This is a genomic window from Mesorhizobium sp. B2-4-18 (assembly GCF_006441385.1).
GTDB classification, from domain to species: domain Bacteria; phylum Pseudomonadota; class Alphaproteobacteria; order Rhizobiales; family Rhizobiaceae; genus Mesorhizobium; species Mesorhizobium australicum.
Window position 1 is genome coordinate 1 of sequence record NZ_VFUW01000005.1, and the last position, 16104, is coordinate 16104.

The 16104-nt window shown below is 62.6% G+C and carries 14 protein-coding genes; 9 read left to right on the forward strand and 5 right to left on the reverse strand.

What is annotated here, in order from left to right:
- The 6 genes from FJ527_RS13295 to FJ527_RS13320 all read left to right on the forward strand — a co-directional run.
- The coding region (locus FJ527_RS13295) for a DUF5801 repeats-in-toxin domain-containing protein (RefSeq protein WP_140823313.1) at positions 1 to 2184 on the forward strand (2184 nt) is incomplete at its 5' end.
- Positions 2185 to 2256: 72 nt separating this feature from the next.
- The gene (locus FJ527_RS13300; protein ID WP_140714969.1) at positions 2257 to 2625 is read left to right on the forward strand and encodes a hypothetical protein; all 369 of its coding nucleotides are present in this window, start codon (positions 2257 to 2259) and stop codon (positions 2623 to 2625) included.
- Between the two features lie 29 nt (positions 2626 to 2654).
- Positions 2655 to 3857 (forward strand): ABC transporter substrate-binding protein, encoded by a 1203-nt coding sequence (locus FJ527_RS13305; protein WP_140823314.1) that lies wholly within the window; start codon positions 2655 to 2657, stop codon positions 3855 to 3857.
- Between the two features lie 49 nt (positions 3858 to 3906).
- Positions 3907 to 4566, forward strand: a complete 660-nt coding sequence (locus FJ527_RS13310; RefSeq protein ID WP_246677715.1) for a thermonuclease family protein — start codon at positions 3907 to 3909, stop codon at positions 4564 to 4566.
- Between the two features lie 145 nt (positions 4567 to 4711).
- The gene (locus FJ527_RS13315; RefSeq protein WP_140724913.1) at positions 4712 to 5467 is read left to right on the forward strand and encodes a GGDEF domain-containing protein; all 756 of its coding nucleotides are present in this window, start codon (positions 4712 to 4714) and stop codon (positions 5465 to 5467) included.
- A gap of 219 nt (positions 5468 to 5686) precedes the next feature.
- Entirely contained in the window at positions 5687 to 6055 is a 369-nt protein-coding gene (locus FJ527_RS13320; RefSeq protein WP_140617270.1) for a VanZ family protein, read from the forward strand.
- A 212-nt stretch (positions 6056 to 6267) separates the two neighbouring features.
- Here FJ527_RS13320 and smc read toward each other — a convergent pair whose 3' ends face one another.
- The 3 genes from smc to FJ527_RS13335 all read right to left on the reverse strand — a co-directional run bounded on the left by smc (position 6268) and on the right by FJ527_RS13335 (position 11362).
- Positions 6268 to 9726 carry a chromosome segregation protein SMC gene (gene smc / locus FJ527_RS13325; protein ID WP_140823315.1) on the reverse strand — a complete coding sequence of 1153 codons (3459 nt, stop codon included), beginning with the start codon at positions 9724 to 9726 and terminating at the stop codon, positions 6268 to 6270.
- 123 nt (positions 9727 to 9849) lie between these two features.
- Positions 9850 to 10593, reverse strand: coding sequence for a DsbA family protein (locus FJ527_RS13330; RefSeq protein WP_140617272.1), 744 nt, complete (start codon positions 10591 to 10593; stop codon positions 9850 to 9852).
- A 268-nt stretch (positions 10594 to 10861) separates the two neighbouring features.
- Positions 10862 to 11362 (reverse strand): DUF721 domain-containing protein, encoded by a 501-nt coding sequence (locus FJ527_RS13335; protein WP_140714975.1) that lies wholly within the window; start codon positions 11360 to 11362, stop codon positions 10862 to 10864.
- Between the two features lie 53 nt (positions 11363 to 11415).
- On the opposite strand from FJ527_RS13335, the gene mutY reads away from it, so the two are divergent.
- Positions 11416 to 12531 carry an A/G-specific adenine glycosylase gene (gene mutY / locus FJ527_RS13340; RefSeq protein ID WP_140823316.1) on the forward strand — a complete coding sequence of 372 codons (1116 nt, stop codon included), beginning with the start codon at positions 11416 to 11418 and terminating at the stop codon, positions 12529 to 12531.
- A gap of 15 nt (positions 12532 to 12546) precedes the next feature.
- The gene (locus FJ527_RS13345) at positions 12547 to 13158 is read left to right on the forward strand and encodes an HAD family phosphatase (RefSeq protein ID WP_140617275.1); all 612 of its coding nucleotides are present in this window, start codon (positions 12547 to 12549) and stop codon (positions 13156 to 13158) included.
- Between the two features lie 64 nt (positions 13159 to 13222).
- On the opposite strand, the gene FJ527_RS13350 is transcribed toward FJ527_RS13345, so the two are convergent.
- The gene (locus FJ527_RS13350) at positions 13223 to 14356 is read right to left on the reverse strand and encodes a site-specific DNA-methyltransferase (RefSeq protein WP_140617276.1); all 1134 of its coding nucleotides are present in this window, start codon (positions 14354 to 14356) and stop codon (positions 13223 to 13225) included.
- Positions 14357 to 14534: 178 nt separating this feature from the next.
- Between FJ527_RS13350 and FJ527_RS13355 the strand changes: the two genes are divergently transcribed.
- Complete coding sequence (locus FJ527_RS13355; RefSeq protein ID WP_140617277.1) at positions 14535 to 15224, forward strand: HAD family phosphatase; 690 nt, start codon at positions 14535 to 14537, stop codon at positions 15222 to 15224.
- Between the two features lie 42 nt (positions 15225 to 15266).
- On the opposite strand, the gene FJ527_RS13360 is transcribed toward FJ527_RS13355, so the two are convergent.
- On the reverse strand, positions 15267 to 15998 hold the full coding sequence (locus FJ527_RS13360; protein ID WP_140661407.1) for a hypothetical protein: 732 nt from the start codon (positions 15996 to 15998) through the stop codon (positions 15267 to 15269).
- Positions 15999 to 16104 lie beyond the last annotated feature (106 nt).

Consider the following 16104-nt stretch of genomic DNA (forward strand, 5'->3'; position numbering starts at 1 on the left):
GCGACGGATGGCGACCTGGACAAGGCCTCGGCGACGTCGGCGAGCGGTCTGACCTTGAACTTCTACGACGACGGGCCGTCGGTGACGGCGGTTGCGAACGCGACTGCGATCCTTTCCGTCGACGAGACGGCAGGCTCGCAGGTGGGCGACCACGACTTTGCCGGTGCTGTGTCGCAGAGCGGTTCGGTGAGCATCGCGGGTCTGTTCAACCCGGCGGTGTATGGCGCGGACGGGAACGGCGGGACGACGTATGCGCTGACGCATGCGGACGGGACGGCGTTCGGAACGACCGCGGGAACGGGAACAGCAACGGGGCTTCATGCGACGTCGGCGCCGGGGACGGAGATTTATCTGTTCCTGAACGGGACGACGATCGAGGGCCATGTCGGCAACGACCCGGCGGGAGCGCTGGCGTTCACGGTGGCGCTCAGCGGCACGAACGCGACGCTGACGCAGGTGCTGGCGCTGGATCATCCGAACGCGGCGAACCCGAACGACCTGCTGGCGCTGTCGGACAAGGTGTATGTGACGGCGACGGCGACGGATGGCGACCTGGACAAGGCCTCGGCGACGTCGGCGAGCGGTCTGACCTTGAACTTCTACGACGACGGGCCCCAGTTTGGAATTGTGACCAACGCCCACATGTCAAACGAAGTCGGGCATTTGCAGGGAGTTTTGCAGTACGCTACGGGAGCAGATGGCCTCGGATCGCTGACGATTTCGAGCATCGCGGGCTTGCCGACAGGCTGGACAACTAGTGCTGCTGGGGGCTCCTCGGTCAACATCCTCGCGCCGGACGGAACGCAGATCTTTACCGTTCAACTCCATCTCGATGGCACCTACGATATTATCCAATCGGCTGTACGACCTGGAACAACGTCGACGATCGACCTGGCTTCTAGCATCGCAAACTCGCCGATCGGAAACTATGACTTCGGTGCCGTGAAGCTGACTGCCTTGGCGGACGATACAGGATCATCGGCTACGGCCAACTTCAATGCATATACGGATAGTTCGGAGCCCGGTGGCCACGCGTTCGGACTTGGAAATCCCACCTTCGGCATTAACGACAGTTTCAAGTTGGAGTTTCTCAGTCCTCTGTCCAATTTCAGCCTGAAGATTGCCGACGTGGACAATAAAGGCATTATAAACGTCACACTATCGGATGGCATAACAACCGTTACGATACCGAAGACTATCGATTCAACGACAACTTATCTTACTATCACGCAAAGCGACCTGACGGCCAACGGTTTGACAGGTATTACATCTGCGATACTGACGGGAGTTGATCAGCCGACTAATGCCAACGATATCAAAGTGTCGTTCTCGACGTTTTCCTACTCGGAATCCCACCCCGCTGGCGACATGCATTTCACAGTCAACGTTAGCGGCAAAGATGGCGACAATGATTCCGTCACTACTAGCTTTGACGTCAACTCGGTTGGCGGAGCTACATCCACCGATCACTTCGTTGGCACAGCAGCGAACGATGTTTTCCACGGTGGGAGCGGTACCGACCAATTTGATGGTGCTGGCGGGATACTGAACATCGTAGACTACACCGGCAGCGTCGGAGCAGTCTCGATCCATCTCACTGACAACGGGTCTGCATCGGGTGCACCGGTAGACCTAAGCAACCCGCTCGCAGGCAATATCGGCGGCGGCGACGCGATTGGAGACACCCTTACCAACATCCAAGGGTTGATCGGGGGCAGTGGCGACGACCATCTGTTCGGCAACTCCGGAAACAATTATCTCGCTGGCGGGGCGGGCAACGACACCCTCAATGGTGGCGGTGGCGATGACACGCTTGTCGGCGGCGCAGGCAATGACATCCTCATCGGCGGAACGGGCCTGGACACGATGACCGGCGGCACAGGAGCCGACACGTTCAAACTCGACAGCCTGGACATCAAGGATCTGATCACCGACTACCACGGTGCCGGTTCTGGTGGCGAGGGCGACAAGATCGATCTCACCGCGCTGTTCGACACGCCTGTGAACGGCGATATCAGTAACTACGTGCGTTATGATAGCGCGACGAGTACACTGAGCGTCAACACCAGTGGCTCGGGCAACAACTTCGTCGACGTTGCCGTGCTACAGAACGCACCTGCCGCAGGCACGATCAACATCCTTTACGACGACACGACACACACGCAGCACAATGTCACGATTTAACGCTTCTGCGCGCTCGTGCTCCCATGCTATGCATTAGCGGGACATGAAATGGCAATTTGGAGAGGGGCTTACATGAGAATTCGTTCAAGGTTGCTGATTTCGGCCACGGCGCTGCTGTTGGCGGGATCGACCGGCTTTGCCGCCGACATCATCGAGGGACCTGTGGCCGACTATTGCCGCACCGTTGGAACCTCCAACCTCGTGCTGACCGACAACACGGTCGACCTCACGAAACAGGTCGTCAAGCTGATGGACGAGTCGGTCGCCGTCGCCAACAGCCCGGAATGGATCCATTCATCCCGGCCGGTCTTCGTCTGGGCATCGGAAGCCAAGGTCGCCTGCGGCATGGCTTACGGCTACCTGAAGACGAATTACAAGGACGAAGACACGCTCAATAAATGCGAGTGTTTTCACGACCGCATGGTCGAGTACATGAACTGACCGCAAGAGCGAAAGCGCGCAGGCAGAACATGGAATCTGACCGGCCGGTCCACGGCCCGCGGACATGGGCGGTCGCTTGCGCGCTGGCGCTATCGCTGCTCGGCTGCCAATCCAAAGGCTCGGTGTCGGACGCGCTCGACCCCGCTGCCATCCAGGTCGCCGACCAGCCGGCTGCTGTTGTTGCCGTGGCAAACGCAAGCAAGGCGACGCAGTCCCTCGGCACGGGACCCACGAAAGTCGCCATGCTGCTGCCGCTGTCCGCTTCCGGATCCGCGGGCGAAAACGGCAAAAAGATGCTCGACGCCGCCAAGCTCGCCATGACGGACCTCGGTAATCCCCTGCTGACGCTTACCGTCGAGGACACAAGGGGAGACGCGGCTTACTCCCAGCAACTGGCGGTAAAGGCCATAACTTCGGGAGCGAAAGTGGTCATCGGTCCGACCGAACTGCCGGCGGCGCAGCATGTCGCGAAACTGTCGGGCTCGAACCGGCCGGTGGTTCTGGCTCTCGCGGACAATTTTGCCGGCGGCCCGGGCGTCTATGCGGTATGCCTTGGCGAGGCGGACAGCGCCGCGGCGGGCGCCGGCGCAATCGCGGCCAAGGGCGGCAAGAAATTCGTCCTGCTGGTGCCAGCGGGCGCGGGTGCCGATATTGCCGAAAAACACGTCGCCAACAGCCTCAGCGTGTACGGCGCCGCACTTGCGATCACCATCCCCTACACGAGCGCCGACAGCGCGGCAAAGGCGGTCGCGGACATGGGCTCGCTGGTTGACGCCCCCGACGCCGTGATCGTCGCCAGCGGCGACAGCAATCCATCGCCAATCCTGATCGCCCTCAAGGCAAAAGGCATCCCTGGAAAATCAACCTCCGTGGTTGGCACGAACCGCTGGCTGGAGCACGCGACCAGTCCGCTTTTCGAAGGCGCCTATATCGCCACGCTCGACCAACATGAAACAGGCCCCATTTCGGATCGTTTCAAGGCAAGCTTCAATTACCAGGCCGACGTCAATGTCGCTTATGCCTATGATATGGTCGCGCTGACCGCGGGCATCGCAAGCGCTGCCGGACCCAACGGTTTCAGTAGGCAGGTTTTCGAGAACCCGAATGGCTTTCGCGGATCGACCGGCTTGTTCAGGTTCCGCGCGGATGGATCCAGCGAACGCTCGATGCCGTTTTACCGGATAGAAAAAGGTGCGCTCAAACTGGTTGCCAAATCGACGTCCAGCTTCTAGCGAATTGGGCGCGGGCGGCCCGATGGGAGATCGGGGGCGCGTTCGCATCATGATCGCGCTCGCAGGCATCGAGCTTCTCATCGGCATCCTGCTGCTGGTCAAGGCAGCGACCCTGTTCCCCGTCGAACGAAGCCTCACCGACCCAGCACCTGACGTCGGCGATGACGTCGCGCGACATCCGGCTCGATCGATCGTCAACTCAGCCCGCAAGATTGCCGAGGATCTCATCGCACCGCCGCAGATCGAGGGATCGGAGATGGAGCGGGTGGAACCTCGTTTGCCGCTTGGCGACCTCGGCCTCGCATCACGCCCCAAGTCATGGATGCCCAGGGATTGGCGGGAAACATTGCTTTACGATCCAGTGGCCACGTCGTCGGCTGGTTTCGGCTCCATGGGGCGGAAACTGTTCATCAGTGGAACCCAGGGCGTCCAGACCGACAGGGTCTGCCTGTTTCACGAGAGCGCGTGGCCATGCGGACAGCGGGCCTACGCGGCTTTCAACAACTGGATGCGCGGGCGAGCGCTGAACTGCTTCGTGCCTCCGGTGGTCGACCGCTTCCCTGTCGCGGCGACATGCAGGCTGGGCAAACAGGATGTCGGCGCCTGGCTGGTATCGAATGGCTGGGCGCTGGCCTTGCCGAGCGGCATCTATGGCAAGGCCGAAGCAACAGCCAGGGCGGCGGAGATGGGAATCTTCGGCCCGCCATAGGCGACAGCACCGGATTCGCCACAAAGGGCAGCATCCTCCGTTCAGAAGCTTGGCGATCTAACCCGACGTGTCAAATTGTATTGTTCTTCGAAACCGAAATCGTAACTTGCCGGTCTTATGCTTGGCGATCGAACGGAGATCGACGATGAGCAATGCAGCAGCTGATGTCCCGGTCCATCATGAATGGAAGACCATTGCCTGGCTGGCATTTCTTGGAACCGTCGGCAGCCTGTGCGTGTCCCTCGTCCTGAATTATCTGCTGTTGTTCAGCGAGGCGCTGACGCCTTTCGGGCGCGGCATGATCACGGCAACACTTTTGCCTGTGGTGATCTGCCTGCCGCTGTTTGTGTTCATAGGCCTGAAACTGGCCGAGATCCGTCGCTATCGGCGGGAACTCAACCGGGCCGCGACCTTCGATACGCTGACCGGTTGCCTGAACGGGAGGGTCTTCACGTCGCTGATCGAGAGACGGGCGATCAGGTCTTCCCCACAAGGCGAGCGATCGGGCGCGTTCCTGGTCATTCATCCTGAACACCTGAACGCCATCAACTTGCGCTTCGGCCTGAACTGGGGCGACGAGGCCTTGCGCCTGATCGCTTCAACCATCCGGTCTTGCGTGCGCTCGCAAGACGTCGTCGGCCGCATAGGTGCCTCCATGTTCGGTGTGTTCCTTCCCGGAACGAGCGAGGCCGAAGCCAGGACGGTTGGCGAGCGTATCCGTGCCACTGTCTCGCAGGTCTATTTCGCCCCTCAGGGAGCCGAGGAGATCCTGGCCGTGTCCGTCGGGGGCGTGGTTTTCGAGCAGGACCTGGACTTCGAGGACATGTTCCGGCCTGCCGAAGAGAGCTTGTCGGGCAAAAGCGGTTTTGGACTGTCGCGTATTCAACGCGCTTCAATCTGACGAGCCGTCACCATTCTATCGCCAATAGGCGGAAGGCGTGCCGGCAAATGGGCGGGCACGCCTTGGGATCCCCTCGTGATCGCGAGACGGGCTCGTTGCTTTTCGAAGCCGGCTTATGCAATCGTGGCCATGGACGCCAGCCTGCCGCTTACACCCGGCATGCCACCTGACCAAGATCTCCGGACCCGACCTCGATGGCTGGTGTATCGACGGAACAGAATGAAATTTTACTCAGCCGCCGAGCGGATTGCCTTTATCGCCACGCTCATTGCGGTCCTGGTGCTCGCGTTGCTGCCGATATCTCGCCTCGACGAATTCGGCATCGATATCGGCTTCCACTACGACAAGGCCAACCATGCGAGCGCCTTCGCGATCCTAGCGTTTCTGGGAAGTCTGGGCTGGCCCGGCCGCAAGACGAGGCTGATCATCTTCCTCGCCCTGGTTGGAGCCGCGATCGAAATCCTCCAGGGCACGTCGCTGATAGAGCGTGATCTCGACGTGTTCGACTGGATCGCCGATTGCGTCGGCATGGCTTGCGGACTTCTGGCGGCAATCTGCGCGAACTGGATTTCGCGACGCGTGCATTGAGATAGCCAAATCAGCAAGTTGGCGCTGAAGGTGAAGGTCTACCGCGAACTGCGCCATCGCGAGCGGGATCGTCGTGTGCCTGTGCTGAACATGGGCCCGCTCTATTTCCTCTGGGCCTCGGCCAAACACCAGTCCCACGGACACGATCAGAAAACCTAAGCGGTCCGCCGATGGCTGCCGGACGCTTCAACTCGCGATGGCGGTCGGACGCGTCAACTCGCCTCGCGCATCGCCTCTGCCGCCTGCAAATCGACAGAGACAAGCTGGCTGACGCCCTGCTCGGCCATGGTCACGCCGAACAGCCGGTCCATGCGGGCCATGGTGATGGGATTGTGGGTGATGATGACGAAACGCGTCTCGGTGGTCTTGGCCATCTCGTCCATGAGATTGCAGAAGCGCTCGACATTGTGATCGTCGAGCGGCGCATCGACTTCGTCGAGCACGCAGATCGGTGCCGGGTTGGTCAGGAAGACAGCGAAGATCAGCGACATCGCAGTCAGCGCCTGCTCGCCGCCCGACAGCAGCGTCATGGTCTGCGGCTTCTTGCCGGGCGGTCGGGCAAGAATCTCCAGGCCCGCCTCCAGCGGATCCTCGGATTCGATCAGCTGCAATTCCGCCGTGCCGCCACCGAACAGATGCGAGAACAGTCGCTGAAAGTGGCTGTTGACGACATCGAAGGCGGCCAGCAGCCGTTCGCGGCCTTCACGATTGAGGCTCTGGATCGCTTGCCTGAGTTTGCGGATCGCTTCGATAATGTCCTCTCGCTCGGAAACGATCGCCTCCAGGCGCTCGGAAAGCTCCCTCTGCTCTTCCTCGGCGCGCAGATTGACGGCGCCGAGCCGCTCGCGCTCGACCTTCAGCCGATCCAACTGGCGTTCGATCTCGGGCATTTCGGGCATCGGGTCGTCGGCTTCCAGGCCGGTGTGGCGAATGACCAGATGCGGCGGCGTGTTCAACGTTTCCTGGATGCGCGCCTCGACCTCCAGCCGGCGTTCGTCGGCCGCCGTCAGCCGTTCCTCGGCACGGGCGCGGGTTTCGCGCGCTTCGGCCAGCGACTGGATGGCTGATGTGGCCGCCTTGTCCAGTTCGGCCTGCCTGTTCTCCGCCTCCTGCAACCGGTCGGCTGCCGCCTTGCGCAAGGTTTCGGCCTCGGTGAGCTGCGACAGCAGCGCACGCCGCTTGGCGTCGATCTCGTCGGGCGCATCGGCCAGCCGTTCGCGCTCGGCTTCGGCCTCTGCCTTGCGTTCGGCAAGCGACGCGATCTGCGTCGAGGCGTTTTCGGCGCGTACCAGCCAATTGCTGCGTTCGGCACCGATGGCATCAAGCCGGCGTGTGCGTGCCTCGGCTTCTCGCCGCAAGCCCTCGTGGACGGCGCGCGCGTCTGCAAGCGCGGCGCGGTCGCGCGAGACATTGGCCGAGGACTGTTCGAGCTGCAATTGCAGGTCGCCGAGGTCGGGCGCATCCTGCAGCAGCATCTCGGCCTCGACGAAAGCCGCTGACGTCTCCTCATGGCTGTCGACGATGCGGGCGCGCGCCTCGTCCAGCGCGGCACGCCGGCTCGATAGTTCACCGCCGGCCTTTTCCGCCTCGGCCAGCGCATTGCGGGCGGCGTCCAGCCGGTGCTGGGCCTCACGTCCCGCCTGGCGCGTGTTGCGTTCGGCTTCGCTTGCCTGGCGGAGCGCCTGCTCGGCCTGCGCTAGCGCTTCCTCGGCCTGGCGCAGCACAAGCGTGGCCTGCACCGCTTCGGCATCGAGTTCCGCAAGCCGGTTCTTCTGTGCCAGCCTTTGTGCCGCGGCGGTCGGCGCATCGGCGCTGGCGGTCAGGCCGTCCCAGCGCCACAGCGCACCCTGGCGGCTGACCAGGCGCTGGCCTGGAGCCAGAAGCCCCTGCAACCGGCGGCCGTCAGCGGCCTCGACGATACCGATCTGCGCAAGACGTCGGGCTAGTTGCGCCGGCGCGCGAACCACGCTGGCAAGGCTCTTGATCCCTTCCGGAAGCGCGGCATCGCCGGGCTGGATTTCGCTTTCGCCCCAATGCGCCGGTGCACTGCGGTCGAGCGGCACGTCGAGGTCTTCGCCAAGGGCGGCCCCCAGTGCCGTCTCGAAGCCGCGCTCGACGCTGATCTGCTCCAGCACCGAAGGGAAGAGATCGCCGCTGGCCGCGTTCAGGATCTTGGCCAGCGTGCGCGCTTCGGTCTCGATCCGCGCCAGCTCCGCCTTGGCGTCCTGAAGCGGCGGGCGGGCAGCGCTTTCAGCGCCACGGCCGTCGATGACCGACTGTTCAGCCTGCTCCACCGCTGCCTCGGACTCCTCCAGCAACGCCATCGCCTGCTCGACCAGTACCTGCTTCTCGGCCGGATCCGGCAAGCCGGCGACCTTGGAGAGGATGTCCGACAATTCGCGGTCGACGTCGGCGAGTTGGCGGGCGAAGCGGTCGCGACGCTCCGCGGTTTCGCGCAAAGTCCGTTCGATCTGATGGCGCGAGGCGGCGGCCTCGGCACGCTCGGCGGTCAGCGCGGCAAGTTTGGCTTCGCTTTGCGCAAGCGTCGAAGCGGCCTGTTCGAATACAGCGCGGGTGGTGGCCTCGCGCTCGGCGGCACCGGCGTTTTCGGAGTTCAGCGTGGCCTCTTCCGCACGCAGGCGCTCGAGAACGTCGGCATTGTCGCGCACCATCCGCTCTTCGCGGGCAATGTCGCCGTCGAGCTGCTGCAGCCGACGTTCGAGTTCGGCCTGCCGGTTGCGGATACGGCCAGCTTCTTCCTCGATCTGCGACCTGGCGATCGACAGGCGCTGGAAAGCCGCGGCAGCCGCGGCTTCCGCGTCGCGCAGGTCAGGCAGGCGATGGGCGGAGATGCCTTGCTCCTTGGCCGCGTTCATCTGCGTGGCGGCGCGGTCGCCGACGAGCGCCGTTGCCGTGGCCAGCGCCGAACGCGCCTCGCCTTCCTGTGTCTTGGCCAGCGTCCAGCGCAGGTGCAAGAGCGTTGCTTCGGCCTTGCGGATGTCGGCCGACAGGTTCTTGAAGCGGGAAGCCTGGCGCGCCTGGCGCTTGAGGCTTTCGATCTGGCTTTCCAGTTCGCCCACGACATCGTCCAGGCGTTCGAGGTTCTGCTCGGCCGCCTTAAGCCGCAATTCCGCCTCGTGGCGACGGGTGTGCAGGCCGGAAATGCCGGCCGCTTCTTCGAGCAGGGCGCGACGGGCCTGCGGCTTGGCCTGGATCAGTTCGCCGATACGGCCTTGCCCGACCATCGAGGGCGAGCGCGCGCCGGTCGACTGGTCGGCGAACAGAAGCTGCACGTCCTTGGCGCGCGCTTCCTTGCCGTTGATGCGGTAGAGCGAGCCGGCCTCGCGCTCGATGCGGCGCGACACCTGTAGTTCGTCGGCATCGTTGAAGGCGGATGGAGCCGAGCGGTCGCTGTTGTCCAGGAAAAGCGTGACTTCGGCGGTGTTGCGGGCGGGGCGGGTTCCCGAGCCGGAAAAGATGACGTCGTCCATGCCGGACGCGCGCATGTTCTTGTAGGAGCTTTCGCCCATCACCCAGCGCAGCGCCTCGACCAGGTTCGACTTGCCGCAGCCGTTCGGCCCGACAATGCCGGTCAGGCCGCGTTCGATGACGAACTCGCCGGGTTCGACGAAGGACTTGAAACCAAGAAGGCGGAGGCGCGAAAACTTCATTCGCGCGCCTCATACACCGGTTCGGCAAGAGTGTACCGAGGTTTTGCGATAGGACGCAGAGCGCGCGAACGGATAGAGAGGCAAGCAGCGCCGGAGCGCTGCCGCTTCAGCACTGAGCCGATGTCAGAGCAGAGGGTCGATGATGGCCGACATTTCCTCAATCGACATCGCCCCTTTGTAGGTCTTACCGTTGATGAAGAAGGTCGGCGTCGAGTCGACCTTGAATTCATTGGCGCCACGCTTCTGAACCGATCTCACATCGTCCAGAAGTTTCTGGTCCGTCAAGCAGGCCTCGAAGGACTCCTGTGTAAAACCGGCAAGCTTGGAAATTTGCAGCAGCGCTTCCTTGGTGTTCGACACGCCGACCCAGTTCGCCTGCTGCCTGAACAGCACGTCGACCATCGGGAAATAGTTATCCTTGGCGCAACGCGCCAGCATGAAACCGGCTTCGGCGCTCGGATCGAATGGGAATTCGCGCAGGATGTAGCGCGCCTTGCCGGTATCGATGTACTTGGTCTTCAAATCCGGAAAGGTGGTCTCGGCGAAATGCGCGCAGTGCGGGCAGGTCATCGAGGCGTATTCGACGATGGTGACCTTGGCGTCATCCTTGCCGAGCTGCTTGTCGGGCAGCGCGCCCGGCTTCATCAGTTCGGTCATGTCGACGGTGCCCTGCGCTTCCGGTACCTGGACCGCGGCGGGCGTGGCCGGCTTTGCGGGCGTTGCCGGATTCGCGGGTTTGACATCCGCGGCCTTCGCCTCTTCGCCGGAATCACTGCAGGCGGCGAGCAGGGCCACCGCCGGGATGGCGGCCAGCGATGTCAGGACGTTTCTGCGAGAGAAGCTTTGGCCAAACGGGGGACGGCTCATACGAATCACCTGATAAGGGTTGGATTTTGCAATGCAAAGGCACAAAAAGGCGAGAGTTGGCGCGAATTAAGGCATCCCTGTCCCCAATCCAATCGTGAAACCTGACAAGGGCGATCACGAATGCGCGAGATTAACGACAAACCTATGACCGTTTCCAATCAGAACCAAGGGGATCGTCTCCGTTTGGGCCGACCGGGGCAACTGTAACCGTTCCACTTCGCCCTTGGCCAGACGGCCTCGGAATAGTCCCCGGGGTCATTGCAGCCGTCTAGGCTTTCCTTGCGCCCAGAATGGTCGTCCCCAGCCGTTCCAGCGAGGCGCGCAGCCCGTCATCCTCTATAAGCCCGACAGTATCGGACAATTTCGCCTTTTCGGCCGCGCTCAACGCCCTGAGGGTGGGTTTGGGCCGGGCTCTTCCCGAGCTTATCGGCTTCTGCACGATCCTGATGCGGCCTATCGCCCTGAAACCCAGGAAGGCGTTCACCCGGTTGATGATCTCGCCGGTCTCGTGCTGCAGATGAAGCGCGGCCATGCCTTCGCAGGCGATGACCAGTACGGCCGGCTCGAACGGATCATCCTCGTGCAGGCGGCGCGGCCACTGGATCTTTTCGGGCCGCGAGTGGATGGCCAAGCGCGGTCCGGCAATCTCTTCCCACGACTGGACGAGACCGATCGAGATGCCTGCCCGCTTGCGCAGCACCGGGTCGAGGATGTCGGTGGCGAGATCGCTCACCGGAACGGGATTGCCGAAGCGCCTTTTCCCTGCCATGTGCGTTCTCCAGCCACGACCCAGCAGATATCGGCCAGGCCAACGCAAGATCAATGGCACCAGCAGACCAGACCCGCAAGGCCCAGACCAGCAAGGTCATCTCGGATGATACGGCGTCGCGCCTGCTCGCCTGGTATGACGCGCATCATCGCGAATTGCCGTGGCGCGTGACGCCGCGCGAGCACGCACGCGGTGTGCGGCCCGATCCCTACCGTATCTGGCTGTCGGAGGTGATGCTGCAGCAGACCACCGTGGAAGCGGTGAAATCGTACTTCCTCGCCTTTGTCGAGAAATGGCCCGATGTCGAAGCGCTGGCCGCGGCGCCGACGGAGGATGTGATGAAAGCCTGGGCGGGGCTCGGTTATTACTCCCGCGCCCGCAACCTCAAGGCCTGCGCCGATCTGGTGGCGGCACGCGGCGGGCGGTTTCCGGACACCGAGATCGGACTTCGAGAATTGCCGGGGATCGGCGCCTATACATCGGCGGCAATAACGGCCATCGCCTTCGACCGCCACGCCGCCGTCGTCGACGGCAATGTCGAACGCGTCATCTCACGGCTGTTTTCGATCACGACGCCGCTCAGCGAAGCCAAGGCCGAGATACGGGTCCATGTCGAGTGCATGGTGCCGGCGACAAGGCCCGGCGACTTCGCCCAGGCGATGATGGATCTCGGCGCCACGATATGCACGCCGCGCCGGCCGCGCTGCATGCTGTGCCCGCTGCGCGAGGACTGCAGCGCCGTTGTTTCAGGAGATCCCGAAAATTTCCCGGTGCGGCTGCCAAAGGCCGACAAGCCGCTGCGGCGGGGGGCTGCTTTCGTTGCCATGCGTGACGACGGTGCCATTCTTTTGCGCAAGCGGCCAGAGAAAGGGCTGCTCGGCGGCATGACGGAAGTGCCGACCACCGCCTGGACGGCGCGGATGGACGGAGCCACCACAGAGGCGGCAGCGCCCTTTGCCGGCGACTGGCGGCGCGCCGGAACAATCACGCATGTGTTCACCCATTTCGCGCTCGAGCTCGAAGTCTTTCGTGCCCACATCAAAGGTGATGCCCTGGCAGGGTATTTCTGGTCGCCCGCCCATGAGATTTCAGGCGAGGCGCTGCCCACCGTCATGAAAAAGGCAATCGAGGCTGCGATACCCGGCGCGACGAAAAAACCTCGCCATTGAGTGCAAAGAGGCCCCATGACTGAAATCCGCCACATCGTTTTCGACATCGGCAAGGTGCTGATCCATTACGATCCGAACATTCCCTTCAGCCGCCTCATTCCCGACGACGAAGAGAGAAAGTGGTTCTTCGACAATATCTGCACGCATGACTGGAACATAGAGCAGGATCGCGGCCGGACGTGGGAAGAGGCCGAAGCGCTGCTGATCGCGGAGCACCCCGAGCACGCCGAAAACATCCGCAATTTCCGTCGCCACTGGCACGAGATGGTGCCGCATGCCTATGACGACAGTGTCACCATCATGCTCGGCCTGATCGACAGCGGCCACGATGTGACGATGCTGACCAACTTTGCTTCCGACACGCTGGCCGAAGCGCGCGAACGCTTCGATTTCCTCGATCGTCCGCGCGGCGTCACCATCTCGGGCGAGATCGGCAAGATCAAACCGGATCGTGGCATCTACGACCATCACGTGGCCGCGTTCGGCCTCGAGCCATCGGCGACGCTGTTCATCGACGACAGCCAGAAAAATGTCGACGGCGCCAAGGCCGCCGGCTGGCAAGCGGTGCTGTTCACCGATGCCAGCACGCTTAAAGCAGACCTTGAGCGATTGGGGATCAGGACGTGATCTCCATCGCTTACGACGATCCGTTGAGCATTTGAATCAATAAATATGAGGCAGGCGGCAGAGCTCAGCCCCCTGCCCGTTCCATGCCAAGCCGGGCGATGCGGCGCAGTTCGTCGATGGGGGTAAGCCCGCCGCTGCGCTCATAATGCCAGAAGGTCCAGCCGTTGCAGGCGTCCAATCCCTGCACCTCGGCGCCGATCTTGTGGATCGAGCCGGCGCTGTCGCCGATCGCGACGGTCCCATCGGCGCGAACCTTGGCGGCCCAGCGCTTCTTGGCGTCATAGAGCGTGGCGCCGGGCGTCATCAGCCCGGTGTCGATCAGGCTGACGAAGGCGACGCGCGGCTCCGCGCGCTTGCCGGTGAGCACGGTGAGATCCGCTTCGTCGAGTGGCCGCACCGCGTCGATGCGCTCATTGGCGGCGTCGATATAGGCCTGCTCGCGCTCGATGCCGACGAAGTGACGGCCGAGGCGCTTGGCAACCGCGCCTGTCGTACCGGAGCCGAAGAACGGGTCGAGCACGACGTCACCCGGCTTGGTCGAAGCCATCATGATACGGGCAAGCAGCGCCTCGGGCTTTTGGGTCGGATGCAGCTTGTCGCCATTCTCATTCTTCAGGCGCTCGCCGCCGGTGCAGATCGGGAACAGCCAGTCGGAGCGCATCTGGATATCGTCGTTCGACGCCTTCAGCGCTTCGTAGTTGAAGGTATAGCCCTTGCCCTTCTGGTCACGCGAAGCCCAGATCATCGTCTCATGCGCGTTCTGGAAGCGGCGGCCGCGAAAATTCGGCATCGGATTGGTCTTGCGCCAGACCACGTCGTTGAGAATCCAGAAGCCGAGATCCTGCATCTTGGCCCCGACGCGGAAGATGTTGTGGTAGGAGCCAATGACCCAGATGGTGCCGTTGGGCTTCAGCACGCGGCGTGCCGCCAGCAGCCAGGCGCGGGTGAAAGCGTCATAGGCTTCGAAGCTCTCGAACTGGTCCCAGTCGTCGTCGACCGCATCGACCTTGGACTGGTCGGGACGGTGCAGGTCGCCGTCGAGCTGCAGATTGTAGGGCGGATCGGCAAAGATGACGTCGATCGACTTTTCCGGCAGGCGGTCGAGCGCCGCGACGCAGTCGCCTTTCAGGATCGTGTCCAGCCATTCGGATTGCTGGGGAGCGTGGGAGAGCTCGTCGAGAAGACGCACGGCTGACATTTTTACACCCAAGGCACGCGTTACTGTTTACTGCCCGTTATGGTTACCGATCAGCGTAAATATTCGGTGAAGCTTTATCGATGCCGTGGAGGAGTTTGCGAAGCCGTGTCCATTGGTGTATGCCGCGCCGCTTGAGCCCTGAGCGGCCATTCCTCCACCCTCCATCGTCCGGATCACCATGCCCCAGCCAGACCTTGTCATCTTCGATTGCGACGGCGTGCTCGTCGATTCCGAAATCATCGCCGCGCGGGTCGAAGCTGAACTGATAACCCTGGCCGGATACGAAATCTCGGCGGAGGAGATTGCCGAGACCTATGCCGGCCTGACCTTCAAGGACATACTGATACGAATCGAGGAGAAGTCCAAAATCCCGTTCCAGGTGTCGCTGATCGACCGCGCCGAGGAACTGGTCGACCGCAAACTGCGCAGCGACGTGCGCGCCATCGAAGGCGTGCGCGAAGCGGTCGCCTCGGTCACGTCGCAACGCTGCGTCTGCTCCAACTCACGTTCGGAGCGGATCGAGTTCATGCTGGAGAAGGTGCATCTGTTGCCGTTCTTCGCCGGGCGCATCTTCTCGGCGATGGAAACGCCGACCGGAAAGACCAAGCCGGCTCCAGACGTGTTCCTGCATGCCGCCGAAAAGCTCGGCGTCAACCCGGCGAACACCTTCGTCATCGAGGATTCCGTGCACGGCGTCACCGGCGCCAAGGCCGCCGGCATGCGCGTGATCGGCTTTACGGGCGCCAGCCACAGCTATCCCGGCCATGCCGACGCCTTGACAGAGGCCGGTGCCGAGACGGTGATCCGCCGCTGGGCGGAACTGAAGAGTGTCATTGCCGCTCTGTCGGAGTGGTCGGCGGATGCCTGAGATGCGTGCGTCCGGCTGGAGGCACGCCAGGCCGACAGCCGCCTAGTTCGTCGCGGCCGTCTTCTTCCTGTGGGTCTTCTTCCTCGGCTTGTCGGTCGTCGCCTTCGGCGCGGTTTCGTCGTAACCGGCATAGGCTTGATAGTCCTGCGCCGTCGGCGCCGGTACGACGACATTGGAATCGGTGAAGACAAACTGGGTGGCGACCGAGGGATCGGTCACCTGAACCTGATACTGGTGGATCTGCGAATAAAGCACGTCGGTGCCGTGCATGACCGCGGTGCGGATCGGCATGGTGATGGTGCCTGGCGTGAATTTCGGCCCTGGCACGATCTTGCCGGCAACCGCGATCTTCATCGTCAGTTGTCCGTCGGCACGGCTGCAATCGCGGGTCACGTCGCTGATCGACGCCTGATAAATGATCCTCGCCGAATCGTCGGGCGGCGTAGCAGCAGCGGCGTCAGCGGCGGCCTGGGCCGCGGCATCCGCAGCGGCATCGCCGGTCTTTTTGAGCTTCGGCTTGGGCTTCTGCACCTCGTTGACATAGGTATTGAAGAAGGCCGTGCCGTCGCGCACCGTCACCCTTGGGCAATAGGCGTTCAGCTGGCTGGCCAGCACCTTGGGGTCCTGCGGCGGGGGTGGCGCCGTCGGATCCTTCTTGCCGAAACCGAGGTTCAGGATGCCATTGTCGCCTGATTGGCAGCCCGCGGCGGCAAGCATAAAGCCGGTGAGCGCAAGACCCGCCAAAAAGCGACCACTTGATATACGAAACGCCATGAAACTGCACTTCCCTCTCGCAAAGCTGGTGACGTATATCAACCGCGCGGCAAAAATGCGACTAGAGCCGGTGCAGAAATTAACCACCTTGTGGTGAACGGAAAAA